Origin of the sequence: Bacillus sp. FSL K6-0069, from assembly GCF_038007785.1 — a bacterium.
Lineage (GTDB): Bacteria > Bacillota > Bacilli > Bacillales > Bacillaceae_G > Bacillus_A > Bacillus_A mobilis.
On sequence record NZ_JBBOXN010000001.1, the window covers coordinates 4,046,115 to 4,072,279 of the forward strand.

The 26,165-nt window shown below is 35.5% G+C and carries 31 protein-coding genes; 8 read left to right on the forward strand and 23 right to left on the reverse strand.

The genetic code is table 11. The features are described from left to right. Nucleotides 1-292 precede the first annotated feature (292 nt). From gcvPB to gcvT, 3 genes are read right to left on the reverse strand one after another with little or no spacing between them, the layout of a single operon-like run. Complete coding sequence (gene gcvPB / locus MHB74_RS20760; protein WP_061677399.1) at nt 293-1,768, reverse strand: aminomethyl-transferring glycine dehydrogenase subunit 2; 1,476 nt, start codon at nt 1,766-1,768, stop codon at nt 293-295. Further along, nucleotides 1,765-3,108: an aminomethyl-transferring glycine dehydrogenase subunit 1 gene (gcvPA, locus tag MHB74_RS20765; RefSeq protein ID WP_000903236.1), complete on the reverse strand. Its 1,344-nt coding sequence runs from the start codon at nt 3,106-3,108 to the stop codon at nt 1,765-1,767. The genes gcvPB and gcvPA overlap by 4 nt, the downstream gene beginning before the upstream one ends. A gap of 20 nt (nt 3,109-3,128) precedes the next feature. After that, entirely contained in the window at nt 3,129-4,229 is a 1,101-nt protein-coding gene (gcvT, locus tag MHB74_RS20770) for a glycine cleavage system aminomethyltransferase GcvT (RefSeq protein ID WP_000631760.1), read from the reverse strand. A 392-nt stretch (nt 4,230-4,621) separates the two neighbouring features. Here gcvT and MHB74_RS20775 point away from each other — a divergent pair, with 392 nt between their 5' ends. Together MHB74_RS20775 and MHB74_RS20780 are read left to right on the forward strand one after the other, a co-directional pair. Then, nucleotides 4,622-6,304 carry a DEAD/DEAH box helicase gene (locus tag MHB74_RS20775; protein ID WP_061677397.1) on the forward strand — a complete coding sequence of 561 codons (1,683 nt, stop codon included), beginning with the start codon at nt 4,622-4,624 and terminating at the stop codon, nt 6,302-6,304. Continuing rightward, a complete protein-coding gene (locus MHB74_RS20780) occupies nt 6,291-7,085 on the forward strand; it encodes a YqhG family protein (RefSeq protein WP_061677395.1) in 795 nt (264 codons plus the stop codon). Before MHB74_RS20775 ends, MHB74_RS20780 begins: the two co-directional genes overlap by 14 nt. 38 nt (nt 7,086-7,123) lie before the next feature. Here the strand turns inward: MHB74_RS20780 and MHB74_RS20785 are convergent, their stop codons facing one another. Together MHB74_RS20785 and MHB74_RS20790 are read right to left on the reverse strand one after the other, a co-directional pair. Continuing rightward, the gene (locus MHB74_RS20785) at nt 7,124-7,255 is read right to left on the reverse strand and encodes a hypothetical protein (RefSeq protein ID WP_061677393.1); all 132 of its coding nucleotides are present in this window, start codon (nt 7,253-7,255) and stop codon (nt 7,124-7,126) included. A 96-nt stretch (nt 7,256-7,351) separates the two neighbouring features. Then, the gene (locus MHB74_RS20790) at nt 7,352-7,579 is read right to left on the reverse strand and encodes a hypothetical protein (RefSeq protein ID WP_000032702.1); all 228 of its coding nucleotides are present in this window, start codon (nt 7,577-7,579) and stop codon (nt 7,352-7,354) included. A 73-nt stretch (nt 7,580-7,652) separates the two neighbouring features. On the opposite strand from MHB74_RS20790, the gene MHB74_RS20795 reads away from it, so the two are divergent. Together MHB74_RS20795 and MHB74_RS20800 are read left to right on the forward strand one after the other, a co-directional pair. Then, nucleotides 7,653-7,769 (forward strand): hypothetical protein, encoded by a 117-nt coding sequence (locus MHB74_RS20795; protein ID WP_003279814.1) that lies wholly within the window; start codon nt 7,653-7,655, stop codon nt 7,767-7,769. A gap of 140 nt (nt 7,770-7,909) precedes the next feature. Further along, nucleotides 7,910-8,542 (forward strand): VC0807 family protein, encoded by a 633-nt coding sequence (locus tag MHB74_RS20800; protein ID WP_001073110.1) that lies wholly within the window; start codon nt 7,910-7,912, stop codon nt 8,540-8,542. A gap of 67 nt (nt 8,543-8,609) precedes the next feature. Here the strand turns inward: MHB74_RS20800 and MHB74_RS20805 are convergent, their stop codons facing one another. The 10 genes from MHB74_RS20805 to comGA form a co-directional block, all read right to left on the reverse strand. Beyond that, nucleotides 8,610-8,810, reverse strand: coding sequence for a YqzE family protein (locus MHB74_RS20805; RefSeq protein ID WP_000106081.1), 201 nt, complete (start codon nt 8,808-8,810; stop codon nt 8,610-8,612). A 38-nt stretch (nt 8,811-8,848) separates the two neighbouring features. Further along, complete coding sequence (gene aroK / locus MHB74_RS20810; protein ID WP_061677391.1) at nt 8,849-9,346, reverse strand: shikimate kinase AroK; 498 nt, start codon at nt 9,344-9,346, stop codon at nt 8,849-8,851. Nucleotides 9,347-9,464: 118 nt separating this feature from the next. After that, the gene (locus MHB74_RS20815) at nt 9,465-10,115 is read right to left on the reverse strand and encodes a 2OG-Fe(II) oxygenase (protein ID WP_061677389.1); all 651 of its coding nucleotides are present in this window, start codon (nt 10,113-10,115) and stop codon (nt 9,465-9,467) included. 175 nt (nt 10,116-10,290) lie between these two features. Continuing rightward, nucleotides 10,291-10,662, reverse strand: a complete 372-nt coding sequence (gene comGG / locus MHB74_RS20820) for a competence type IV pilus minor pilin ComGG (RefSeq protein WP_061677387.1) — start codon at nt 10,660-10,662, stop codon at nt 10,291-10,293. Beyond that, the gene (comGF, locus tag MHB74_RS20825) at nt 10,659-11,129 is read right to left on the reverse strand and encodes a competence type IV pilus minor pilin ComGF (RefSeq protein ID WP_061677385.1); all 471 of its coding nucleotides are present in this window, start codon (nt 11,127-11,129) and stop codon (nt 10,659-10,661) included. The genes comGG and comGF overlap by 4 nt, the downstream gene beginning before the upstream one ends. Next, nucleotides 11,099-11,401, reverse strand: coding sequence for a competence type IV pilus minor pilin ComGE (gene comGE, locus MHB74_RS20830; protein ID WP_061677523.1), 303 nt, complete (start codon nt 11,399-11,401; stop codon nt 11,099-11,101). The genes comGF and comGE overlap by 31 nt, the downstream gene beginning before the upstream one ends. Then, a complete protein-coding gene (gene comGD, locus MHB74_RS20835) occupies nt 11,394-11,849 on the reverse strand; it encodes a competence type IV pilus minor pilin ComGD (RefSeq protein ID WP_061677384.1) in 456 nt (151 codons plus the stop codon). Before comGD ends, comGE begins: the two co-directional genes overlap by 8 nt. Beyond that, on the reverse strand, nt 11,846-12,145 hold the full coding sequence (comGC, locus tag MHB74_RS20840; RefSeq protein WP_061677382.1) for a competence type IV pilus major pilin ComGC: 300 nt from the start codon (nt 12,143-12,145) through the stop codon (nt 11,846-11,848). The genes comGD and comGC overlap by 4 nt, the downstream gene beginning before the upstream one ends. 11 nt (nt 12,146-12,156) lie before the next feature. Then, on the reverse strand, nt 12,157-13,188 hold the full coding sequence (gene comGB / locus MHB74_RS20845; RefSeq protein ID WP_081110180.1) for a competence type IV pilus assembly protein ComGB: 1,032 nt from the start codon (nt 13,186-13,188) through the stop codon (nt 12,157-12,159). Then, entirely contained in the window at nt 13,181-14,224 is a 1,044-nt protein-coding gene (gene comGA / locus MHB74_RS20850) for a competence protein ComGA (RefSeq protein ID WP_061677380.1), read from the reverse strand. Before comGA ends, comGB begins: the two co-directional genes overlap by 8 nt. Nucleotides 14,225-14,429: 205 nt before the next feature. On the opposite strand from comGA, the gene MHB74_RS20855 reads away from it, so the two are divergent. The 3 genes from MHB74_RS20855 to MHB74_RS20865 all read left to right on the forward strand — a co-directional run bounded on the left by MHB74_RS20855 (nt 14,430) and on the right by MHB74_RS20865 (nt 16,995). Further along, nucleotides 14,430-15,125 (forward strand): helix-turn-helix transcriptional regulator, encoded by a 696-nt coding sequence (locus MHB74_RS20855; RefSeq protein ID WP_061677379.1) that lies wholly within the window; start codon nt 14,430-14,432, stop codon nt 15,123-15,125. 126 nt (nt 15,126-15,251) lie between these two features. Next, entirely contained in the window at nt 15,252-15,494 is a 243-nt protein-coding gene (locus MHB74_RS20860; protein WP_000440714.1) for a DUF2626 domain-containing protein, read from the forward strand. A 106-nt stretch (nt 15,495-15,600) separates the two neighbouring features. Beyond that, a complete protein-coding gene (locus tag MHB74_RS20865; RefSeq protein ID WP_001094339.1) occupies nt 15,601-16,995 on the forward strand; it encodes an L-cystine transporter in 1,395 nt (464 codons plus the stop codon). Nucleotides 16,996-17,150: 155 nt separating this feature from the next. On the opposite strand, the gene MHB74_RS20870 is transcribed toward MHB74_RS20865, so the two are convergent. Together MHB74_RS20870 and MHB74_RS20875 are read right to left on the reverse strand one after the other, a co-directional pair. Continuing rightward, nucleotides 17,151-17,558 (reverse strand): hypothetical protein, encoded by a 408-nt coding sequence (locus MHB74_RS20870; protein WP_061677378.1) that lies wholly within the window; start codon nt 17,556-17,558, stop codon nt 17,151-17,153. Between the two features lie 87 nt (nt 17,559-17,645). After that, complete coding sequence (locus MHB74_RS20875; protein WP_061677377.1) at nt 17,646-17,861, reverse strand: DUF3912 family protein; 216 nt, start codon at nt 17,859-17,861, stop codon at nt 17,646-17,648. A 252-nt stretch (nt 17,862-18,113) separates the two neighbouring features. Here MHB74_RS20875 and MHB74_RS20880 point away from each other — a divergent pair, with 252 nt between their 5' ends. Then, the gene (locus MHB74_RS20880) at nt 18,114-18,425 is read left to right on the forward strand and encodes a hypothetical protein (protein ID WP_001093241.1); all 312 of its coding nucleotides are present in this window, start codon (nt 18,114-18,116) and stop codon (nt 18,423-18,425) included. A 38-nt stretch (nt 18,426-18,463) separates the two neighbouring features. On the opposite strand, the gene MHB74_RS20885 is transcribed toward MHB74_RS20880, so the two are convergent. The 6 genes from MHB74_RS20885 to MHB74_RS20910 form a co-directional block, all read right to left on the reverse strand. Next, nucleotides 18,464-18,952 carry a hypothetical protein gene (locus tag MHB74_RS20885; RefSeq protein ID WP_061677376.1) on the reverse strand — a complete coding sequence of 163 codons (489 nt, stop codon included), beginning with the start codon at nt 18,950-18,952 and terminating at the stop codon, nt 18,464-18,466. Between the two features lie 79 nt (nt 18,953-19,031). Next, nucleotides 19,032-19,406 carry a nucleoside 2-deoxyribosyltransferase gene (locus MHB74_RS20890; RefSeq protein ID WP_061677374.1) on the reverse strand — a complete coding sequence of 125 codons (375 nt, stop codon included), beginning with the start codon at nt 19,404-19,406 and terminating at the stop codon, nt 19,032-19,034. A gap of 94 nt (nt 19,407-19,500) precedes the next feature. Then, nucleotides 19,501-19,761: a DUF3966 domain-containing protein gene (locus tag MHB74_RS20895; protein ID WP_000817963.1), complete on the reverse strand. Its 261-nt coding sequence runs from the start codon at nt 19,759-19,761 to the stop codon at nt 19,501-19,503. A gap of 96 nt (nt 19,762-19,857) precedes the next feature. Beyond that, on the reverse strand, nt 19,858-20,916 hold the full coding sequence (murG, locus tag MHB74_RS20900) for an undecaprenyldiphospho-muramoylpentapeptide beta-N-acetylglucosaminyltransferase (RefSeq protein ID WP_061677372.1): 1,059 nt from the start codon (nt 20,914-20,916) through the stop codon (nt 19,858-19,860). Between the two features lie 18 nt (nt 20,917-20,934). After that, a complete protein-coding gene (metH, locus tag MHB74_RS20905) occupies nt 20,935-24,333 on the reverse strand; it encodes a methionine synthase (RefSeq protein ID WP_061677370.1) in 3,399 nt (1,132 codons plus the stop codon). After that, entirely contained in the window at nt 24,333-26,165 is a 1,833-nt protein-coding gene (locus MHB74_RS20910) for a bifunctional homocysteine S-methyltransferase/methylenetetrahydrofolate reductase (RefSeq protein WP_061677368.1), read from the reverse strand. The genes metH and MHB74_RS20910 overlap by 1 nt, the downstream gene beginning before the upstream one ends.

The following is a 26,165-nucleotide window of genomic DNA, read 5'->3' on the forward strand; positions in this document are numbered from 1 at the left end:
ATTCCTATCTCATTACATCTTCTTAATTTCAATAAAATTCTAACAAAAATAAATACTTTTATCAAACCGACTTTTTCAACAAAATCACCTATGAAACTGCTTCTTTACGCCATTATGAAACAAAAAATATAAAATAGTAACATTTTCTTCATCACTTCTGCATAAAGTGAAACTTTAATTAGTTGGGGATTTTTGTTCATCCCCATTGATTATCAGCCCGTAAATCGCGGAACAAATTCTCTATACAAAAAAAAGAACCCGCATATAGCAAGTTCTTCCTTTGTTATTCTAATCAAACTTGTACAGGAGCTGGTTTTTCATAACGTAAAACTGGTTTACGTGCAGCCATCGTTTCGTCTAAACGTTTAATGACTGTTGTATGAGGTGCTTCTTGTACAACTTCTGGATTTTCTTCTACTTCTTTAGCAATTTGAATCATCTTATCAATGAAACCGTCTAATGTTTCTTTTGATTCTGTTTCTGTCGGCTCAATCATAATACATTCTTCCACATTTAATGGGAAGTAAATTGTTGGTGGATGGTAACCGAAATCAAGCAGGCGTTTTGCAATATCTAATGTACGTACACCAAGTTTCTTTTGACGACGACCTGATAATACAAACTCATGCTTACAATGTCTATCGAATGGAAGATCATAGAATGGTGCTAATCTTCTCATCATATAGTTCGCATTTAATACCGCATACTCCGTTACTGCACGTAGTCCATCTGGACCCATAGAACGAATGTATGTGTATGCACGAACGTTAATTCCGAAGTTACCATAGAACGGTTTTACGCGCCCAATTGCTTCTGGACGATCATAGTTAAAGCGATAGCCATTTTCCGTTTTCTCTAAAATTGGTTTTGGTAAGTACGGAATTAAATCAGCTTTCACACCTACTGGACCAGAACCTGGGCCACCGCCGCCGTGAGGACCTGTAAATGTTTTATGAAGGTTTAAATGCACAACGTCAAATCCCATATCTCCTGGGCGTGCTTGGCTTAATACCGCATTTAAGTTTGCACCATCATAGTATAATTTACCGCCTGCATTATGGACGATTTCTGCCATTTCTAAAATATTTTCTTCGAATAAACCTAATGTATTAGGATTTGTTAACATAAGTGCTGCTGTTTCTTCATTTACAACACGTTTTAAATCTTCTAAGTCAACAAGACCATTTTCATTTGATTTTACTGTAATTGTTTCAAAACCAGCTACAGTTGCAGATGCTGGATTCGTTCCGTGAGCAGAGTCAGGAACAATTACTTTCGTACGGTTAAAGTCACCATTTGCTTCATGATATGCACGAATTAACATTAAGCCTGTCCATTCTCCATGTGCACCGGCTGCTGGTTGTAATGTAACAGTATCCATACCTGTAATTTCAATTAAATGCTCTTGTAAGTCGTACATTAATTCCATTGCACCTTGTACCGTCTTTTCGTCTTGTAACGGATGAATATTTGCAAATCCTGCAAAACGAGCTACATTCTCATTAATTTTCGGATTATATTTCATCGTACAAGATCCAAGTGGATAGAATCCAGAATCAACACCGTGGTTACGGTTTGAAAGTGCTGTATAGTGGCGCATAATGTCAAGTTCAGATACTTCTGGTAGCTCTGCATCTTCTACTCGAATATAATCGCTCTCAAACACGTCTTCTAGTTTCACTTCTTCTACATCTAATTTTGGTAGGCTATATCCTATGCGTCCTTCTTTACTCACTTCAAAGATAAGTGCTTGGTCTTGGTTCTTCATTGGATAGCCCCCATTTCGTTTACAAGTGTGTCAATTTCCTCTTTTGTACGAAGCTCAGTTACTGCTACAAGCATATGGTTTTCATGCTCTTTATAATCACGGCCTAGGTCGTAACCACCGATAATATTCTTTTGTAATAATGCATCGTTTACTTCTTTCACTGGGCGCTTGCAATCTACAACGAACTCATTGAAGAATGGTCCAGCAAATGTTACAGTGAAGCCTTTCGCTTCAAATTGACGTTTTGCATATTGTGCTTTAGAAATGTTTTGACGTGCCATTTCTTTCACACCTTGTTTACCAAGTGCCGTCATTGCAACTGATGCTGCTAATGCATTTAACGCTTGGTTTGAACAAATATTAGACGTCGCTTTGTCACGGCGAATATGCTGTTCACGCGCTTGTAACGTTAATACAAACCCACGTTTACCATCTGAATCTACAGTTTGTCCAACAAGACGTCCTGGAATTTTACGCATAAATGCTTTCGTTGTTGCAAAGTAACCACAGTGTGGTCCACCAAACTGCGTTGGAATACCAAATGGTTGTGCATCACCGATTACAACATCAGCACCAAATTTTCCTGGTGGTGTTAATGCGCCTAATGATAATGGATTTGAAGAAACGATAAATAATGATTTTTGTTGATGAACGATTTTTTCAATATCAGCTAATTTTTCAACTTGTCCGAAGAAGTTTGGATATTGAACGATTACACAAGCAACTGTATCATCTACTTCACTTTGTAATACGTCTAAATCTGTTACACCATCTTTATGATTAATTTCAACAACTTCAAGATGTTGACCTTTTGCATACGTTTCAAGTACTGCTCTTGATTCTGGATGAACTGCGCTAGATACAAGAATTTTCTTTTTACGAGTATGGCCAGCTGCTAGCATTGCCGCTTCAGCTAAAGCTGTACCTCCATCGTACATAGAAGAGTTTGCTACATCCATTCCTGTTAATTCACAAATCATTGTTTGGAATTCAAAGATTGCTTGTAATTCCCCTTGTGAAATTTCTGGTTGGTATGGCGTGTAAGCTGTATAAAATTCTGAGCGAGAGATAACGTGATCTACAATTACTGGAGCGTAATGATCGTATACGCCTGCTCCTAAGAAAGAAGCGTATTCTTTTAAGTTAGCATTTTTACTAGCCATTTGAGATAACTCTTTTAACAGCTCTGGCTCTGATTTTGCTTCTTTAATTTTTAAATCCCCTTTAAAACGAACACTCTCTGGAATATCAGAGAATAACTCATCGATCGTTTGAACGCCGATCGTTTGTAACATTTCTTTTTTGTCTTCTTCTGTCATTGGAAGATAACGATGCAACATGAAATCTACCCCTCTCCCCGTTACTTTGAACGTTTATAAAATGGTGTTGGAACAACTACTGCTTTGACGCGTTTATTACGAATTTCAATTTCTACTTCTGTATCAACTGCTGCGTATTTTACATCAATTAGTGCTAAACCAATGCTTTTCTTTAACGTTGGAGATTGTGTACCACTCGTTACTTCCCCGATTTTTTCTTCTCCAATAAATACAGGGTAATGTGTACGAGGAATTCCACGTTCGATTACTTCGATGCCGACTAACTTACGAGGCGCACCGTTTTCTTTTTGCTCTTTTAACGTTTCTTTTCCAAAGAAGTCTGCTTCTTTATTTGGTTTTACCGCAAAGCCAATTCCAGCTTCAATCGGTGTAATATCTTTTGATAATTCTTGACCATAAAGTGGTAATGTTGCTTCGAAGCGAAGTGTATCACGAGCACCTAAACCACATGCTTTTAAGCCTTCTTCTGCTCCAACTTCAAGAAGTTTCTCCCAAAGTTTTGCAGCATCTTCACTCTTACAGTAAATTTCAAATCCATCTTCACCTGTGTAACCCGTACGAGATACAAGTGCTGGAATTCCATCTACAAGAATATCGTTTTTAAATTTAAAGAACTTAATTTCTTTCAAATCTTCTGACACAACTTTTTGTAAAATGCCTTCTGCTTTTGGTCCTTGAATTGCAAGCTGTGCAACTTCACTAGAAACATTGACTACTTTCGCATCGCCAATTACATGGCTAGCTAACCATTCGTAATCTTTCTCGATATTTGATGCGTTGATTACTAATAAATAGTCTTCTTCACCACGTTTGTAGATTAATAAATCATCTACTGTACCACCATTTTCGTAGCACATAGCTGTATATTGTGCGCCTCCTACCTTTAAGGTAGAAACGTCATTTGTAACAACACGTTGTAAAAATGCTAAACTATCTACACCTTTCACCTCAACTTCTCCCATATGAGACACATCGAACAAACCTGCAGCCGTACGTACAGCTTCATGTTCTTCTTTAATGCTTGAAAATTGAACTGGTAATTCCCAACCACCGAAGTCGATTGTTTTCCCACCATACTTCGCGTATACATCAAATAACGGTGTACGTTGTAATGTAATCATGCTCTCTCCCCCTTATGCTTTGACAAATCAATAAAAGTTGCTCGCCATATCTAAACATTTTCACTCTGAAAAGATAGGATATACGGAATCTCATTGTATTTTTTTATGAAAGCGTAAATAAAAAATCACTTTCTTGGATAAAATACGAAAGATTCCACACATTTCACACCATTATCCTAACATTATTCGCTATATTTCATCAATATTCTAGCATAAAAAATAATTTAGAATTTTTTATTCTTAAACTTATTAAATACAACTTTCAAAATTTAACCCTTTATCTTTGCCTATTCTTTAACTTTTAGTATGTGTAATAGTGCCTTATTACAAGGTTTATATAATAACGATTTTTTTAATAATTACTTTAGATTATAAAAGGTGGGAGAGTCGTAATGAATGTCGATATTTCCGTAGATCGAACGTGGCAAAACAATTTTTTAAATAGAATTGACGAAGATGGCCCTTGGACAAACTGGGATTTATATCATTTAGCTTATAAAACAGAAAAATCGTTACTTGTTCCTACTTTCGATGGATTACAAGCACCGAAACATTTATCTCATTTCACACCACTTCCTCATCAATTAGAAGTCGCTCAAAATGTCATTGAACAAATGAATGGTAAAGCGATACTGGCAGATGAAGTGGGACTTGGGAAAACGATTGAAGCTGGGCTTATTTTAAAAGAATATATGGTCCGCGGCCTTGTGAAAAAAGTGCTTATACTCGTCCCTGCCTCTCTCGTATCACAATGGGCATACGAACTAAATACAAAGTTTTTCATTCCAGCTGTAGCCCAAAGGAAAAGCTATTCATGGGAACAAGCCGATGTGATTGTATCATCAATTGATACTGCAAAACGTTCACCGCATCGCGATATCGTTTTGAACTTAGAATATGACCTTATTATTATCGATGAAGCACATAAACTTAAAAATAATAAAACAAAAAACTATGAATTTGCACAGCGTTTAAAAAAGAAATTTTGCTTATTATTAACTGCTACTCCTGTTCAAAATAAGATCGATGAAATTTTCAACCTTGTTTCTTTATTAAAGCCAGGACATTTAGGCAATCAATCCAACTTTGAAGAATATTACGCTTCAAAAAATCGTTCAGCCGAATCTGATGAAGATTTAAAAGCTCTTATTAATAAAGTAATGGTCCGAAATCGACGGCATAATACCGGGATTGATTGGCCAAAAAGACATGTACGTACAATTTTCGTTGAGTTTAATGAAGAAGAGCAAGCTTTGTATAACGGGATTGAAAATTGGCGAGGACAAGACGCCTTCACATCCGCTTTCTCATCGTTAACTTTAAAACGAGAAGCTTGCAGTAGTCGTGAGGCCGTTTACTATTCATTAAAAAAACATGTAGAAAAACGACAGAAGGAAAATGAGCATTATATAAAAGACCCGCATATTGATGTGCTAATGGATAAAATTAATCATATTCCTTTCAACTCAAAAGCGAATAAAGCTCTTGAGCTTATAAAAGAAATTGACGATAAAGTCGTCATCTTCACAGAATATCGAGCATCACAAATGTACTTACAATGGTTTTTACAACAACACGGCATTTCTTCCGTTCCATTCCGCGGCGGATTTAAACGCGGGAAGAAAGACTGGATGAAGGAGCTTTTCCAAAACCACGCACAAGTATTAATTGCCACTGAAGCTGGTGGTGAAGGGATTAACTTACAGTTTTGTAGCCATATGATCAATTATGATTTGCCATGGAATCCAATGCGCCTTGAACAAAGAATCGGACGTATTCACCGTCTTGGTCAAAAGAATGATGTTCATATTTATAACTTAGCTACAAAACACACTGTTGAAGAACATATTTTGAAACTGTTATATGAAAAAATCAATTTATTTGAGCGTGTTATCGGTGAACTTGATGAAATTTTAACGAGAATTAATATGAAAAACATCGACGCGCACATTCAAGAAATATTTGCGCAGTCAAAAAGCGAAGGAGAAATTCGAATTAAGATGGAAAACTTAACATCTATTATCGACTTCGCGAAACGAAATGAAGCTGAGGTGCAAGGCTATGCAGCAACATGAAATTCATAATTACTTATACAATTTTTTCGAGGCGAATAACTGTGAAATTTTACAGCGCTCCCCTCATCTATTAGATGTGCAGTTAACAATTGAGATGGATAAATTATTAATGAATCGCCCTTTTTATTGGCACTATCTTGAGAAAACGGGAGGCGTACCGAATCCGATGCGCCTTACTCTTATTACAAATCCAGAAAATGAAGAAAACGATGGCGAGCTTATTCACTACGGTTCACCACGTCTTCATCAAATTTTTCAAACGACTAAAGAATTAGGCTCTTACATACGTTTATATGAGGAAGTACGGCATAGCGGGGCAACACATACACCGCTCCACCCTTGGCTCGGTGTAAATATTAAAGTTTCCTATCAATGTGATCGCAAAAAAGACATCCTTCACTCCATTGGGATTCATCTCATTTCTGGCACAATGATCGCAAACTTTCATGAAACATTAGCTAAAATTAAACTTACACCGAAAATACCTGACTTTTGTTTTACGCTCTCGCCTATCATTAAACCGCAAAGTGGTTTACAACGTATAGAGGACGCGTTAAAGAATATTATTGCAGAAGATGACCATACGTGGGCGAAAGAAGCAAGAGTGCGCTGGAATCACGATTTAGACCTTTTAAATCGTTTTTATGAAGAAAGTGATGAACTTCCCGAAAGCTACGAAATTGAAAAACAAGCACTGCAAGAACAATACGAGCCACGTATTACAGTGCAAATTATTAACGGTGGACTTTTTTATGTTACCGCGAATCACTTTTTATCTTAAAAGAGCTCCTTCTGCTTTAGAAGGAGCTTTACTTTGAGTTATCCTCTATCGCTATTACGCTCTTGTTGTTTTTGCTTTGCCATACGTTTTTGATGCGCACGATCCTTTGCACTCACATGATTTGCATCAGTTGGAAGATTTTCTTTTGAACGGCCAATTCCATTGCTCATCTGTTTCACTCCTTTTATATCTTTCAAAATACACCCTTATTTTCAGCTAGAGATACAATCCTTATACAAAAAAATAAGAGCAGCCATTGGTCACTCTTACTCACTCACGTATTTTTGAAACATATCATGGATGCCTTTATTTACAAGGTTCGAGATCTGCTCGTCAGATTTATTCGGATAACGATCACGCAATCTGATAGATGCCTTCACCATTAAATTTTCTAATACAGAACGGCCACCTTCTCCATAAATAATTTCAGCATATTTAACAAGCCTTCCATCCTCTACTGTTGCTGGATTATGATTGAAGAAAAATTTACTCATTGTCTCCACCTCTCTCTTTTGATAACGTTTACATTTATATAGATTATTTATGTTATTTATTTCACAATATTGTATGCATGTATATTTAATTAGTTTCATTATAAAGCAACATATCGATAGTAAATATGTGATTTTCCGTCCATTTTGTGAACAAACTAAAAATGAAAGCGTTTCCTTTATTATATACTAAAAAAACTTACTACGCTAGGGGCAATTTTTTCAATCTACTAATCCCTCAAAAAACGATATATTTTTTCTTTTCACATTAAACCTTATACAATTTTCAGAAATTATATTATAAAATATATGTATGACTTAAGGAGGCCCTATATGAATCAAAATAAAAAAGCTATATTAGATCTTGTCTTTTATCTCGTAATCCCATTCCTCATTTGGAAATTTGCAAAACCTTATATCGATCCTTATTACGCGATGTTACTTTCCTCTGTTCCGGGGATTATTTATACACTGTATACCTTTAAAAAAGAAAAACAGTTTAACGTAACAGGGTTCTTTATTTTAATTACACTCATTTCTAATACAACGGTAGATTTATTATCTGGATCAGCTGAACGAATGTTATGGAACGATGCGTATTACCACATCGTACTAGGTATTATCGTTATATGTACCATTTTTATAAAAAAACCACTTATGTTATATTTCGCAGCAGATATTGCCGCACTCCAAGGTCATGACCGTGATAAAAGTCGTGAACTGTATCGTGATAGTCGTATCTATCCAGCACTACAATATTTAACACTATTTTTTGGGCTACAATTCATCTTAAAAAGCTTCTTAAAAATTTATTTCATCTCTGTTTTCGGTGTAGATGGCTATGGTGAAATGAGAGCGATTATGACCGCTGTTGGATGGGGCATTTCCATTTGTATCGGAATTGGATTTGTCTGGGTAAACAATAAAATACATGCCGTTACAGAAGAAAAAGAATCCGTACAGTAAATGAAAATCCCCTAGTAGCATCATACTACTAGGGGATTTTCATTTTGCTACACATATTACGAAATCGTTAACTTGATTTTTTTCTTTTATTTTTTACATTTCGATAAAACAAAGCAGCACTTAGCGGCATAACACCAAACCACTTATTCATAAATGGCTCTTTTTCAGCACGGCGTTGTTCTTTCTTTTGTTTACGATCTTCTTTTGGAGCATCCATATACGACACAAACTGCTGTGTCACAAAGCGAACATAATCATTAGTAGACATATTATCATCACCTCTACTTGATTAGTATGTCCACTTTTTTATTCATTAATCTTTTCTTTTAATTCATTCATAATTTGCTTTACAGACTTATTCGTCGTATCGATATGAATATGAGCCTCTTCATAATAAGCTCGGCGCGATTCAAATTTTGCCACAAATGCCTCTATATCTTTCTTCTGAAATAGTGGACGTGTCGTATCTTCACGAAGCCTTTCTGCAATTACATGTGGATCACAATATAAATACACGACAGTTCCATTTTCCTTCATCCACTTTCGGTTTTCCTCTCGTTCAATGATGCCGCCACCAGTTGTAATAATTACATTACAACTCGGTAGTGAACGTAACATTTCACTTTCATATTCCCGAAAAGCCATTTCGCCTTCTTCAGCAAAAATATTACGAATTGCCTTCTCCTGCTTCTCTTCAATTTTTTGGTCTGTATCGACAACATCCATATGAAGTTCTTTACTTAACGCTTTTCCAATTGTTGTTTTCCCAGCTCCCATATAACCGGTTATGTATATAGATTTCATGTTCGTTCCTCTCAATCATCCGTTATTATTTGTTATTATAACGAATGATTACATTATTTAATAAAAAAACGTTTTGTTCTTCTTATATAATGAAGAACAAAACGTTTCATACACGCTTTTACTTATAAGCGCCTCTTCTTACCCACTGCGTTGCAATCCATTTCTCACCTTTCGTTACAGGTGCCCCTCCATGTAACGTAAGCTCATTTAATGATTGGTCTTGATAAAAATACTCAAAGTATACTGCCATTCCCTTTCTAGGGTGCACAGAAAGATTTAATTTAGGGAAGAACGTTTCTCCGCCCTCTTCTACATCATTTAAGTACATGACAAGCGTACTAATACGATTATTAGCAGCTGATCTACTATGTTCTGCAAAATAATCATAGTGCGCTTTATATTGTTGATCTACTTCATAATTTAAAATGTGTAATCCTTCTCCATGCGACGCGGGAACATTCATGATAGATGAAATTCGTTTTTCAATCTTCGCAGTAAGTTCATTATCGTCCAAAAATGCACCACTACTCGTTCGAATATCATTTACATCACGTGATGAACCAACTTTAGAACGTGCCAACTTACTTTTAGACAATTCAATTAATTCATCACACTCTTCATCGCTTAATACATTTCCTAACACGACAATAAGAGGTTCTTCGAATTTTGAAATAATGTGTATTTCCCTATCTTCTGTCATAATTGCATTTCCTTTATGATCAAAAATAGTTTGTTCCTTATTTTCACCTATTTGATTGTTATTTGTCATTTCCCTATTCTCCCTAAAAAAATATGTTTGGATAGCTTGAATATATCACATTCTTTCTACCTTTCTCTTTTTTGAGAAAATTTAAACTTTCAACTGTTTTATTTATCCATTTCCTTTGAAAAAACAGCCTGTTTTAAAATGAGAAATTATGGTTTTTATCCGTATATTTCACAGACTATCCTTCTATCCAATCGAATATTTTTTCATCCTTTTTTCTATACCGAAAGCTTACTTTATAGAAAATTTCCTGCTTTATTTTGCACTGCAACAAAACGAGTATATCGTCGCTTTCAAAAACGTAATTTCCACTTGCTTCGCCCTTTTCATATTGAAAGAAAAATGTATCTTCCTTTTCTTTTTGCTGTAAGTCTTTTTTTATACTTGTAATCGATCGATTTAGTAGTTCCTCCATTACAAACTTTTGCTCTATTTCAATATAAAATTTTTTATCTATAAGTAACATATTCGTTTCGTATACAAAGAACGAAGTTAATAATACAAGAAAAATGATTGTTCCTGGCATCGTAAATCCATCTTGTTTTCTCATATATTTATTTCCATTTCACTATACCTTACAGCTACACCTTCATATATTTTCCCACTCCTATCTTTCACATTTATAAAAAGCAAATGAGGTGTTACTTCATACGAAACCATTCCAACATTTTGTAATATAATTTCTCTTCCGCGCATATTTACTTTTCTTATCAGATGATTATTCAATTTTTCATACGTCACTTCATCTCCAGTGCGAAGGCGGAAGCGCAAAAGACTATCTTTATTTTCATTGACTACTTTTTCTACAAAAGATACTTCACGAAACTCTAACTGTACTTGTCCTAAAAACACATCCCATTCCCAATTATTTAATCCTTTTGATTGGTTATTTTCTATCCCAATAAAATTTAAACGTGGCAAGAGTAAAAAGAACAGTGATAACAGAAAAAAACATACGATCATTTCTATTAATGTAAACCCAACTTCTAATTTATTTGTTCTCCTGCATAAAAGCATTGTTCCACCATTCTTCCCTTCACATCTTTCCACATAGCACAAACTTCATTTCCTCCCCAATATGTGTAATATACATTCCCGTTTACGACTTTTTCTTGCTGTTGTTTCGCACCATCCTCATACATATATAAAGCTGCTTCTCTTTTTAATAATACAAATGCTTTATAACGAATTTGTATGTTTTTTCGTTCTTGCATAATCAATACTGTTTGCGGAAGTAGTAAAGACACTGCCATCATTACTATACTTAACGCTACAAGCATCTCAGCTATCACTGACCCTTTTTGACATTTCACGATACGTAAATCTCCCTCTTCCAAGCTGAAATACAATCTCATATTTATAACTTCGATACGAAAGTAAAATCGTGCCACCTCTATTAATATTTCCACTCGGATTATATGTCATCGGATTTGGAAAAGTATTCAAATCAATTTGTATATCGCTATCATATTCTCTTTTAATGATAGTAGGATTCGTACTTAGCTCCCCTATATAATACGTATGTCTATCTTTATGCCATCGTAATGTATAGTGTTTTTGACGACTTATCGCTAATTGTTGCATATACAAAATATCATTTGAAAACTGTCTTAAAAATTGGTCGACTTTTTGTTTTTCATGTAATGAATGTACGTTAAAATACGTGATCATACTTAGTACAGAAATTGCAAATAGAACGAGTAGCATTTCTAAAAGAGTAAAACCTTTTTCTTTCACAGTTTCCCAGTTGTTACTGTGCCATCATTTGAAATATGAATGGATTCACCATTCGGACACTCATCAGCTGTAATATATTTTCCATCCCTTAACTCTTTTAGCGAGGGGATTTTGTTATGCTGTAATTGGTATACCTGTATTTGAGCTTCTATAGATTTCACATAGGCTTTACATCCTGTTCCTTCGACGGATGAGCGCTGTGTAACTACATTCGGAATAATTAATAGTAATAATACAGTTATTACGACCATAACTAATAACATTTCTAAAAGAGTAAATCCCTCCTCATTCTGCATGTAAACACCCCCTAAATAGAATTCATCATTTGAAACATTGGCATAATCATCGCTAAATACATAAGAACGACTATTCCTCCAATACACGTAAATAAAATTGGTTGAATGATCACTAGCATACGTTTAACTTTTTGCTCCATCTTTTCCATAATAAGATCGCTGTAGTCACCTAATTCAATCGCCAAATTGCCGTTTGCTTGTCCATGCGTAATAATATAAGAAAGTTCTTCCTCATAATATCCACTTTTAGCAATAATAGATTGCAACGGTTCTCCCGCAATTAATTGGCGTTCAATTCGGCCCGCTTCATACTGAAAGAACGGATGATATTTTTGCTCAATCATTATTGTTAGAGCCTCAAGTACTGATAGTCCACCGTGTAATAAACCGCTCAATTGAGTGGCGAAATAATGTGAATGCTTTAAAATAAGAAATGTTTTTACGAGGGGGATACGAAGCTTAAATTTTACCTGCTGAATATGCGGGAGTTTCCGAAAGTAAAATATATATACGCTACAGCCAATCATAACGATAAAAATAATGCTAAAAATAAGATAGGGTAGTAGCTTAATTGCACTTAATATTTGTTCTGTAAATAACGATGCTGTAGAACCAAATGAACTATATACCATGTCAACCTGCGGTAATAAAATGCGATTAAAAATCCACATCATGATTATTAAAAAGAACGCCAAAAACATAGGATACTGCATGATTTTCATCATATCTTTCCTATACTTATCCTTTTTATAAAGAAGTGCGCTCCCTTGTTGCAATGCAAAAGAAATATCACCATGTTGCTCGGCATAAAATAAATAACTTAACATCTCCTGATGAAACTTTAATTGATGAAAAGAATCGTGTAGACTTTTTCCATCTTTTAATCCATCAATCATACACTGTAATTGTACTTTTTTTTCTAAAGGTAATTGAAACCGTAAAAATTCTAATGCCTGTAAAAGGGAGTATCCTTTTTCTAATAGTTCTCCTAATCGTTTCAGCAATACTACTTGATCACTTAAACTCCATATTTTCTTAAACATACACATCCTCTTCTAAAAATCCTAAAGCGTATCCTTTTCGTATTGAAGATTCTAATGTTTCGTGCTTGTATGTGACACATTCCCCGTTTGCTTCTTTAATCGCTTGTTTTAACTCATATCCATATAACAACTCATAAATACTCGCTTGTCTTACTTGCCTCATTGATTTACATAAAGTTGAGCACTTTCTTTTACAAAACGGACACTTCAATTCGACAAGTCGTTGTGCAGCTATAGCCAATAAAGATTGTTCAATTTCTTGCCTCGTTATACCAAAATCCATGAACCTGAGTATCGCCCCTTTCGCATCATTCGTATGCAGTGTCGTCATTACTAAATGTCCAGTCAAACTTGCTCTTATAGCAATTTTCGCTGTTTCTTCATCACGAATTTCACCGACTAAAATAATATCCGGATCATGACGTAAAATAGCCTTTAATCCTGCCTCATATGTGATACCTGCTTTTTCATTTATTTGAATTTGTAATACATCGTCATTTCTTTTTTCAACTGGGTCCTCCAGTGTAACGATGCGACGTGTTTTCTTTTTTCTAATTACCTCTAACAATGCATACATTGTTGTTGTCTTTCCAGAACCAGTTGGTCCAGTAAATACGAGTAACCCATGTGAATAGTGTAAAAAAGAGAGTAGTTTCTTCGCTGTACTTGGAAATAACGAAAGATGCGATAACGGCTGAATAGATGCTTGTAAATGAAGACGAATAACGAGACTTTCTTGATATACAGTTGGTAGCGTGGAAAGGCGTAAATATACTTCTTGCCCATCCATTTGTAAATACAGTGAACCATTTTGAGGCTTCCGCCTCTCCCCTATATCCATGGATGCTAAAAATTTAAAGTGTGAAACAAGTTTTTCTCCAAATTCCTTTTCGATACAATATCTCGTCATTAAATCTTTTCCTATACGCAGTTGAACCGCTACATCCTTCTTCCGGGGTACAATATGTAAATCCGAAGCTTGTACCCTACACGCTTCTTTCAAAATCGTATTCGCAAAACTTTCAATTCCATTCATCATTTTTCCCTCCCCACTATGTATATAGCATGAAAAAAATTATAAGAAAAATCAGCATTTTTGTATTTTCACCAGAGGGAAAAGGGAAAATATGTTTGTGAAATTATGAACAATTTCCGAATTATTGTCTGAAATTACCTATATGAAAGTTTATCTGTATTATAATGTTATTATCTTGGATAAAGTGATAAAGGTGGAGATCCTCATGGAACAAGCTTTAAAAATTACAGGTGTATTATCTGACCCAACTCGTTATTACATTTATAAATATATTTCTCAAAAACATAGTTACGTAACTGTACAAGAAATTGCAGATGAGTTTGACATTCATCCAAACGTAGCGCGTTTACATTTATCTAAATTAGAAGATGTTCATATGCTGAAATCTGAAACGAAGAAAACTGGAAAAGGCGGACGACCAAGCAGATTATATGTATTATCTGAAGATGTGATTCAATTACAATTTCCATTCCGTGATTATCAATTGTTAGCAAGAATCGCATTTAATTCTTTACTTAGTCTTGGCGCTGCTGGTGAAAAAGCGCTATACGAAACTGGAAAACAGTTCGGAGCCGAATTAATGCAACAACATATGCTGCGTTTAAATGTGAATGAAGATGCTTTAACAGTCGAGCAAAAAGTTCAAATTGCAAAAGAAGCTTTCTCAACAGCTGGCTTATCACCTGCATTTGAATTAAGTGCAGATGGAACGAAAATTTTCTATGATGTACACAATTGTCCATTTAAAGAAGTTGCTGTTCATCATCCAACTGAGATTTGTAATATGCACGGAGATATGATGAAAGGAATTTTTGAAATCCTATTCCCTAACACGGAATTAACACGAAATGACAGTCTACTAGATGGATGTAAATCTTGTAATTATAAACTAACAATTTAATTTTCTCATATAAAAAGAAGCCAATTATAATTGGCTTCTTTTTATATGAACGAATATTTACAATAGTAAGAAAAATAAACTATAATGAAGTGAGGTTTACTTTTTTTAGAAAAGGAGGGAGATGGCATGGAGCGCATGTTTCGCGTTCTCGGCTTTTGGACTGGAATTTTCTCGGTTATGTTTTACGTAGGGGATATGCATTCGACCGCACTACTATTTTTAGGACAAACAGGATTCTTCGTACTTTTAAGCTATTTAAATTTAACAGAGCGTATGTATATATACGTATTTGGGGCATATTTAACTGTTTTCTTCATAGGATTTACATACTACACGACGTTCTTACTTGTCCCTGGAGCTGGACATTAAAGATGGCATTTTGCCATCTTTTTTTTAATTCCGCAATTTCCTAGTTGACTTATAGGTTTTATTACCTTATATTCTATATAACAGATTGGAATTAGGGGGAATTAACATGAATACACTGCTTGTCGGAATTAACGTTGCAGTCATGCTCATCTTAGTTGGCGTATTATATTATATGCAACGTAAGCATGTATCTTTTAATAAACGTGTATTTACTGCTTTAGGAGTCGGAATTATATTCGGTCTTATATTACAATTTATTTATGAGCCAACTTCTAAAGTAATTATTGAATCAAATACTTGGTTTGGCTTAATCGGTAACGGTTATGTGAAATTACTTCAAATGATCGTTATGCCACTTATTTTAGTATCTATTATTTCAGCCTTTACAAAATTACAGTTAACGAAAAACCTTGGTAAAATTAGTGGTCTTATTATCGGAATTTTAATTCTTACTACAGGAATCGCTGCAGCTGTCGGTATCGCTGCAAGTGCAGGATTTGATGTATCAGCAACAGGCCTGCAACAAGGTGATGCAGAATCTGCTCGTCTGAAGCTAGTTGAAGAAAGATTTACTTCTATTGAAAAAACAACAATTCCAGATAAATTATTAGAACTATTGCCTACAAATCCGTTTCTTGATTTAACAGGAGCTCGTCCAACATCAACAATTTCTGTTGTAATATTTGCAGCCTTTATCGGTATCGCCTTTATAGGTGTAAAACGAAAATATCCAGAACAAGCAGAACTATTTAAGAAAATGCTTGATGCTGTATATGCAATCGTAATGCGTATGGTAACATTAATTTTACGTCTTACTCCATACGGCGTATTAGCTCTTATGGCAAAAACAGTTGCTGGTAGCGATATTAATGCTATTTTAAAACTTGGTAACTTCGTGTTAGCGTCTTACGTAGCACTTATCGTAATGTTCGTTATCCACTTATTATTAATTGCTCTATCTGGTTTAAATCCAATTCAATATTTAAAAAAGGTATTCCCTGTATTAACATTTGCATTCACATCTCGCTCTAGTGCTGGTGCAATGCCATTAAATATTGAAGCGCAAAAAGAAAAGCTTGGTATTTCCGAAGGGATTGCCAACTTCGCAGCATCATTTGGAGTATCTATCGGGCAAAACGGTTGCGCAGGTATTTATCCAGCAATGCTTGCAATGATGGTCGCTCCAACGGTAGGAATCGATCCATTACAACCACAATTTATTTTAACTTTAATCGCTGTCGTTGCTATTAGCTCATTCGGTGTTGCCGGTGTTGGTGGCGGTGCAACGTTCGCAGCGTTAATCGTACTATCTACAATGAACTTACCAATCGGTATTGTCGCTCTTGTTATCTCAGTTGAACCATTAATCGATATGGGTCGTACAGCTCTTAATGTGAGTGGTTCTATGACAGCAGGTCTTATTTCTAGTAAATGGCTTGGTGAATTAGATCAAGATACGTACAATCAAGATGATACAAAAACTGGTGAAATTGCTTCATAATGAAAAGGCCGCTAACAAAAACTGTTAGCGGCCTTTTTTAGTTCTTTTCATCTTTCTCTTTGTCTTTTATACATAAGGCATCACGTATAAATATAACGAAAATATACCGTTTTTCATTTTTTAATAACTATTTGTTTTAAACTAAAGACTAACTATTATTCCTCATCTGCAAACTGTAAAAACTCTTCCAAGCGCTCCTTTAACTCCTCTTCTATCTCACAATAAGATTCATCAACAAGCTCACCACTTAACTTACTTCCCCAAAGCCTTATTTGAAGCGGTACTCCTAAAAAATAATTACAACATTCCCAGATAGGAACAGTATAAAATTCAATCATCTTCCCTTCTTCATCTAATACAGCTATCGAAACGGATGAAGAATATCCTGTTTCAAAAGGATATTCTTTATCTCTGATGAGTTCTATAAATAATTCCATGTTTTTCTCTATGTACAAATGTGAATAATCTTTAAAAAGTTTAAATGATATTCTCTCTATTTCCTTCTCCATGCATTGAATCTTCTCTTTTAACTCCAATGTAAAATCTCGTTCTTTATACTTCATTTCTATCTCCTTACACATAGAAAAAGAGAATATAATAACATATTCTCTTCTCTCAAATATATTTCATTATCTCACAGCCCGTCCTTTTCACAAATAACCATTTTGTTCACACCATTTATGAAATTGTCCTACATCTACTCCAACTAACACAATATCCTTTAGCTCTACATCAATGATTTGTTCTCCAATTACAATAGCAAACTGCGATTCTAATTTTGTCTCGTCTTTCTTTACAATTCCAATTCGGTTCCGATGCGGTCCATCTTTTATATATGCTTTTTGTCCTACAATATCAAAGTTCAAGATTTTCACCTCTTTTACTGCGCTCAAATTGGAAATACGATCTCCACCTCGGAAAATTTCCTTTCATTGCACTATTTCTCTATATATATGACGAAACAATAAAAGAGTCCTTCCTTCTTTACAATTATTTTTTCTTTGTTTCATTTTTGTGGTTGAAACGTAAAGTTTATAATAAAATACACTTGGAAGCGCTTTCTATGTAATTTTTTATGTTATACTATAGAAGTAGAACTTCGTAAAGAGGGTTAAAAAATGAATACAAAAATGATAAAAAAAGTAATTGAAGCATTAAAAGTATATGGCTTTCAGAATGTATCATTCTGTGACAAAACGAAGCAATTTTTATTTCATAACGAAATGGATATTATGAGCGGCTATGCAGAAATAACATATAGTAGTCAATTTGAAAAATTCAACGTACAAATTCATCCGATTGAAACACATCACCAAGCAGAGTTGCAAGAGGTTGAAAGACATATACAGGCCTGTATAAGAAAAGTGGAATATTTAAACGCACTTCTTAGCGGACAGACAAAACTAGATGACAAAATTATTATAATGTAAAAAAAAGAACGTGATAGCCTCACGTTCTTTTTTTTACATTATACGTTCATCTTTTCCTTCAGTTGTAATCCTGTAATGGATTGTAATACATCCATTGCTTCTCCAAATGTCATATCAAAAATTGTTTTATCTTCTATGTATGGAAACTGTCTAAAACGCTTTTCTAACATTTTCACGGCGTCCGACGTAAAGTTTGCACTATCAATTCCAAATTCTGTTTCAAGAAGAACGATCCAATCTAACACGTGAAAACCTAATCCATTTACGAATGAAATAAGTTTTTCTTCTGGCTGTGAAGATAAGAATACGCATCGTTCCATCTCACTAAAAAGTTCTTCTCCTAAAATATCAGCTAATTCCTCATCATGTTCACGGTCAATAATTTCTTCATAACCATAATCATCAACAAGCTCCTCAACTTCTTCACTATCCTCACAAAGCAATTGACTAAGCAGTGCATCTTTCTTAAATTCACTATTTTGTACGACTTCTAAAAAGCTCGTTTCCCATCCATTTTCTAATTTCATATTATATACTCCTTTATATACGTTTCTTATCATCACTGTACCCAAAAGATCACTTTTATAACCTTTTAGACAGTTATTATTATTTCACGTCATCCATAACATAAGATGCAAATTCAGTTGCATCTCCTTCAAAAATATTTATTTCTGGCAAATGATAGAACGTTGTTTGAAGCGGGTTTCTTTCATGGTATACATATATCTTTTTCTCTAGCGCAATCGCCATTCCAAACTCTGTATGGCTCCCGTTTCCGCCATCTAATATAAGTAAAAAGACATCCGCTTCTTTTATAGCATTCTTTTCTGCCTGACCAATTTCTCTTAATTGATCTTGATTCACTGCTCTTTCGTTTCTTGTCCAATCATATGTATGGTGCCATCCTGCATGTTTCAGTTCATTTGCTATAGAACGTACAAGATGTTTATTTTGGAATCCTGAGGCGACATAAAAATTCATTTATATACACTCCTTCATTATGTATGGGAAACTCCTTTTAGCGTTACTTGCTATACACATAATAAAGAACGACTTCAAAAAAAAATCCCCATCTTTAAAACTTATTTGCGTTTAAATGATGGGATTCTTCATGCTCTTCTTTTATTTTTTTCTTTTTATAACTTTCATCAGCTAACATTTCTAGTTCAGCTGTTATTTCTGATTTTTCAAGTTCTCTTTCTTGCGAAAATTTCCTTGAAATATAAACAATAACACTACCAACGTACAACACAAAGCATATAATAAGTGCAGTATTTTCATAGAGACTTAGCTCCAACACAGTCACTCCTAATCCATTCGTATTTTCACGCTTCATTAATTGGAATTTCCCTACTAATCCATTTGTTATTGTAACATAAAAACACTGTTTCTTGGAATCTTTCATCCTATTAAAAGAGGCATGATTGTTTCATCATGCCTCTGAAATATGTTGAATGATTGTTTGAATTGCTTCTTTTCCATTATATTTTTTTAGAGCTGTTTTATACATCTCATTATTTTGATTTAATTCTTCAACATGCTTTATAAGAGATTTCACAGTCACATCTTCTTCATACAATACGGAAGCATATCCTTGTCTTTCAAAAGACTCTGCATTTAGTATTTGATCTCCACGACTTGCAAATTTCGATAGCGGAATTAAAACCATCGGCTTTTGCAATGTTAAAAACTCAAAAATGGCATTAGAGCCCGCACGTGAAATAACAAAGTCTGTTATCGCTAATATATCTGGCAGCTCTCCATGTATATATTCAAATTGCCTATATCCTTCTTTATTTTGTAAACTTTCATCAAGATTACCTTTTCCGCAAAGATGAACAATTTGATATTTTTTCAGAAGTTCTGGTAACGCCCCTCGAACCGTTTCATTAATTTTCTTTGCGCCCAAACTTCCTCCCATGATTGTAATAACTGGCTTTTTACGTGAAAAACCTAAAAATGCTAAACCTTTTTCACGATTTCCCTTTAGCACTTCTTCACGTACAGGAGATCCTGTATAAATTACTTTTTCTTTCGGTAAATGTTTCGCAGCTTCTTCAAATGTAACAAATATTTTCGAAGCAAAACGGAGCGCAATTTTATTTGCTAGTCCTGGCGTCATATCAGATTCATGTAATAAAACAGGGACTCTATTTAGCCATCCTCCAATTACGACTGGTACAGATACGAAACCACCTTTTGAAAAAATCACATCCGGTTTTAGTTTTCGGATCCTTACATACGCATCCATAACACCCTTCATTACAAGAAATGGATCTTTTATATTTTTCAAATCAAAATAACGACGTAGCTTTCCGCTTGCAATACTATAGTACGGAATGCCTTCCTTTTCTATAATCGTTTTCTCAATTCCTTGATGAGAACCGATATAAGAAATATCCCAATTCTGTTCTTGTAAATGTGGAATGATGGCTAAATTAGGTGTTACATGCCCTGCCGAACCGCCACCTGTAAAGACTATTTTCTTCATACGTCTCCCCCTTCTACACTATAATACACTAAAATATCTTGCCTCAGGGTGAGAAAATACCATAGCCGTCACAGATGCTTCTGGCTCCATCATAAATCCTTCCGTTAATGAAATACCTATTTCTTCTGGGTGAATTAAGCGAAATAACTTTTCTTGATCTGCAAGTTCTGGACATGCTGGATAACCGAAGGACACGCGTATCCCTCTATATTTCGTACGGAAACGTTCTTCCATCGTCAGTTCTGGTGAATCTGGAATACCCCAGCGATCACGAATGAGCATATGTGTTTTTTCAGCAAGTCCTTCTGCTAGTTCAAGTGCTAATGATTGAATGGCATGACTGCGTAAATAATCACCCTTCACCTTCCACTCTTCAGCAATGTCTCGAACACCTTCTCCAACCGTAACAGATAGGAAAGCAACATAGTCCATCTCATCTCCAACCGGGCGTAAATAATCGCCTAAAGTACGATATGGTGCTTTTCCTTGTCTAGGGAATGTGAAACGCTCTATAACACGCGTATGATCTTCTGGATCATATATTACAATATTTTGTCCGTCGCTTTGCGCTGGGAAAAATTGATACACTGCTTTCGGTTTTAACCAAGATTGTCCTTCCTGCAATAGTTCGTCTATTAAATCATTTAATTCGTGTGCTCTTTTATCTCCCTCTCGCAGAAGCTTCTTCACATTTCCTTTTAATCCAAGGTGATGTCCAAGTAACATCTGTCTATTTAAAAATGGAGCGAGATGAAGGGCTGGAATATCACGTAATACAATTCGCTTTGTTGAATCAGGCACTATAACCTCTGCCTTCGCTAATGGCTCAATTACTGCTGGAATCTCTACTTTCTTCTCCTCTTTTTCTACGATATGAAGATGACGCTCTTTTTTATCTTGTTTCATCTTCTCGCGCTCTTCTTCCTTTTGAAGTTTATTAATAATATCAAGACCAGTCATCGCATCACTCGCATAACATACAAGTCCTTTATATGATGGTGAAATTCGGTTATCTGTAAACTTTCTCGTTAGCGCTGCCCCGCCTACAACGATTGGAACATCAATATTTGCTGCTTTTAAATCTTCAGCAGTCGTTACCATTTGTTGCGCTGATTTTACTAATAAACCAGAAAGACCAATAATGTCAGGCTTCTTTTCTTGTACTTCTTGTACAATTCGATCCGAGCGAACATTGATTCCTAAATTAATAATCTCATATCCGTTATTCGATAAAATAATTTCAACGAGGTTTTTCCCAATATCATGTACGTCACCTTTAACAGTTGCTAATAATACTTTCCCTTTTTTCGCACTATCGCTAGATTCCATATGTGGCTCTAAATAGCTTACGGCAGCTTTCATACTTTCAGCACTTTGCAATACTTCAGCAACGATAAGCTCATTATTATTAAATAATCGTCCCACCTCATCCATTCCTGTCATAAGTGGGCCATTAATAATATCCAAAGGTTTTCTTCCTTCTGTAAGTGCAAGACTTAAATCTTCTTGTAACCCTTGCTTCGTACCTTCTACAATGTAGTTTGCTAGCCTTTCATCAAGAGTTAATGTTTCTTGGATAACGACATCTTTCTTTTTTGCCACGCGATAGAAGTTTGTGAATTCTTCCAACGTCGCTTGCGTCGTTTCAAAAAGCAATGCATCTGCAAGACGTTTTTCTTGCTCAGGAATTGACGCATACCGCTCTAATTTTTCCGTATTCACAATCGCATAATCTAATCCTGCTTTTGTTGCATGATATAAAAAGACGGAATTTAATACTTCGCGTCCAGCTGGTGGTAAACCAAATGATATGTTACTTACACCTAAAATCGTTAAACACTCTGGTAACGCTTCTTTAATAAGACGAATCCCTTCTATCGTCGCTGCCGCCGAACCAATATATTCTTCATCACCTGTACCTACAGGAAATACAAGTGCATCAAAAATAATATCTGACGGGCGTATACCATATTTCGTCGTCAATAACTCATAACTTCTTTTCGCAATTTCGAGTTTTCGTTCTGCACTAACCGCCATACCATCTTCATCAATTGTTCCTACAACAATAGCAGCACCATATTTCCGAAGGAGCGGCGTCACCTTTTTAAATCGTTCTTCTCCATCTTCTAAATTAATTGAATTAATAACAGCTTTTCCTTGAATATAAGTAAGAGCTCGCTCCATCACATTTTCATCTGTTGAGTCAATCATAATCGGTACTTTTAACACTTTCGTAACTTCTGCCAAGAAGTTTTCCATATCTTCTATTTCATCGCGATCAGGATCTGCCATACAAATATCAATAATATGAGCATTTTTCTTCACTTGCGCTCTTGCGACTTCAGCAGCCTCTTCAAACTTCCCTTCTGCTACTAATCGTTTAAATTTACGCGATCCAATAACGTTTGTTCTTTCACCAACAAATAACGGTCTCATAGAGTCATCATATTGAAGTGCCTCTAATCCACTAACCCCATGTCCAGCTCTTTCTTGCTGTTCACGCGGCTTAAGAGACCCTAACGCAGATTTCATTGCTTTTATATGTTCTGGTGTTGTGCCACAACAACCACCGATAATATTAACCCATCCTTCTTCAGCAAATCGCTTCACTTTTTCAGCGAGAGAAGATGGAGATTCATGATAATGTCCATCTTCATCAGGAAGACCTGCATTTGGATAACAAGAAATGTAACACTCCGACAAATCAGATAGGGAACGAATATGATCTCTCATAAACTCTGGACCAGTCGCACAGTTTAATCCAACAGACAATGGCTTCATATGTTCTACCGATAAGTAAAAAGCCTCAATGGTTTGCCCAGCCAGAGTCGTTCCCATCGGTTCAATCGTTCCTGAAATCATGATAGGCACAATTTTATTTAGTTCGTCAAAAGCAGCTTGAATTCCAATATAAGCAGCCTTCACATTACGCATATCTTGACTCGTCTCAACGAGTAATACATCTACGTCGCCATTTAATAATCCTCTTGCCTGCCGTGTATAGGCTTCTATTAATTCTTCAAACGTCACACCACCAGTAACACTAATCGCTTTCGTTGTCGGTCCCATTGCTCCCGCAACATATACTTCCTTCCTGCTTTCGTTGACCGCTTGCTTCGCTAAACGCGCTGCCTTCTCATTTAGTTCCTCATCTAAATGCGACAACTCATAATCACTTAATACAATATTTGTCGCCCCAAATGTATTTGTTTCAATAATATCCGCTCCAGCTTCAATATAAGCTTTATGAATCTTTAAAATGACATCAGGCCTTGTTTCTACTAAATATTCATTACAACCTTCGTACTCTTCTCCTCCGAAATCTTCCGCAGTTAAGTCCTCTTGCTGAATCATTGTTCCCATTGCCCCATCTAATATTAAGATGTTATTTTTTAATTTTTCTTCTATACATTTCATCAGTTAATACCTTCTTTCACTTCTTGCTTTTCTCTCACATATTTAACAAGATGTTCTGTAATTTCATATTTTAGAAATGGTGTAATAAGATAAATGCCGTTAAAATATTTCATCGCCGCATCGATTAATTCTTGTGAAATGCGAATTCCTTCCTCAATTGCTGCCTCTTTCGTTTCATGTCCATCCATTCTCTCCCTTATTTCTTCAGGTAGCGTAATGCCTGGCACCTCAAAATGAAGAAAATCTGCATTTCGTTTACTTATTAGTGGCATAATCCCAATAAAAATAGGTTGTTCCAAATGCTTTGTCGCTTCATATACTTCTTCAATTAACGCGATATCGTAAATCGGCTGCGTTAAGAAATATTCCGCTCCAGCATCTATTTTCCGTTCCATTCGCTTAACCGCTGCCTTTAAATGTCTTACATGCGGATTAAACGCACCTCCCACTGAAAATCTTGTTGCTGGCCCTATTGATTTCCCTAAAATGGAGCGCCCATCGTTCATTTCTTTGATCATTTTAATGAGCTCAATAGAGGACAAATCATATACAGAAGTGGCACCTGGAAAATCACCAACACGTGCCGGATCTCCAGTTAAAGCTAGCACTTCTTCCATGCCTAACGCTGATAAGCCTAATAAATGAGATTGTAGTCCGATGACGTTATGGTCTCTACACGTTAAGTGAGTCAATACCGGAATATCGTGCTTCGTTAATAATGCTCCCATTGCCATATTCGAGACGCGAGGCGATGCTAATGAATTATCTGCTAGAGTAATAGCATCTGCTCCAGCTCTTTTCAATGCTCTTGCGCCTTCAAAAAATCGCTGCGTATCTAACGTTTTCGGTGGATCTAATTCCACTACTACTGTCGTTTGTTTTTTTGCTTTCTCTGCTAATGTGACATGAGCTTTCGAACGTTTCTCGTGTGTATGAACTACTTTCGGTCTTTGAATCGTATCCTTTTCTATTACAGGCGTTACATTTGCAATTGCACGTTTCATACTTTCAATATGCTCTGGAGTCGTGCCACAACAACCACCTAATAGCCGAATACCTTGCTCAATAAATTTCGGTGTCATCGCTTCGAAATAAGCTGGACTTCCCTCATATACGTAACGTCCCTCCACATAATTTGGGAGACCTGCATTCGGATATGCTGACAAGTAGCCATTTTGCGGAATCGATATCATTTTAAAAGCTTCCGTCATATGAAGTGGTCCTAATTGGCAGTTCAATCCAACCACATTTGCACCATAATCTAAAAGCTGTTTTAATATTTCATTTACATCATTTCCATTTTGAGTCGTACCTGCCTCATGTAACGCTAATTGAGCTACAATTGGAATATTCGTTTGTTTTCGTAACACCTGAACAGCATGAAGTAATTCAAACTCATCATAGAAAGTCTCTAATAGCAGTCCATCAACCTGTTCTTCTAGTAATGCACTTGCCTGCTCAAGTAGCATAAATTCTCTTTCTATATCAGTCGTTGTAACAGCTCCGATATGTTTCATACCACCAATTGTTCCTAAAATTGCATTTCTATCTGTCACAGATGCTTTCGCCAATTTCACTGCCGCTCTATTAATTTCAGTAACTTGATTTTCTAAACCATACATACGTAATTTCGCTTCATTTGCTCCGTACGTATTTGTTTGAATTACATCAGCCCCAGCAGCTACATATTGCTTATGAATCGATATAATTAAATCTGGATCAGATATATTCAATTCTTCAAAACTACTTTGCAAGCCATGTGAATGTAATAACGTCCCAACCGCACCATCACCTATTACAATTCCTTTTGATAATAAATCTAGTAATTTCAC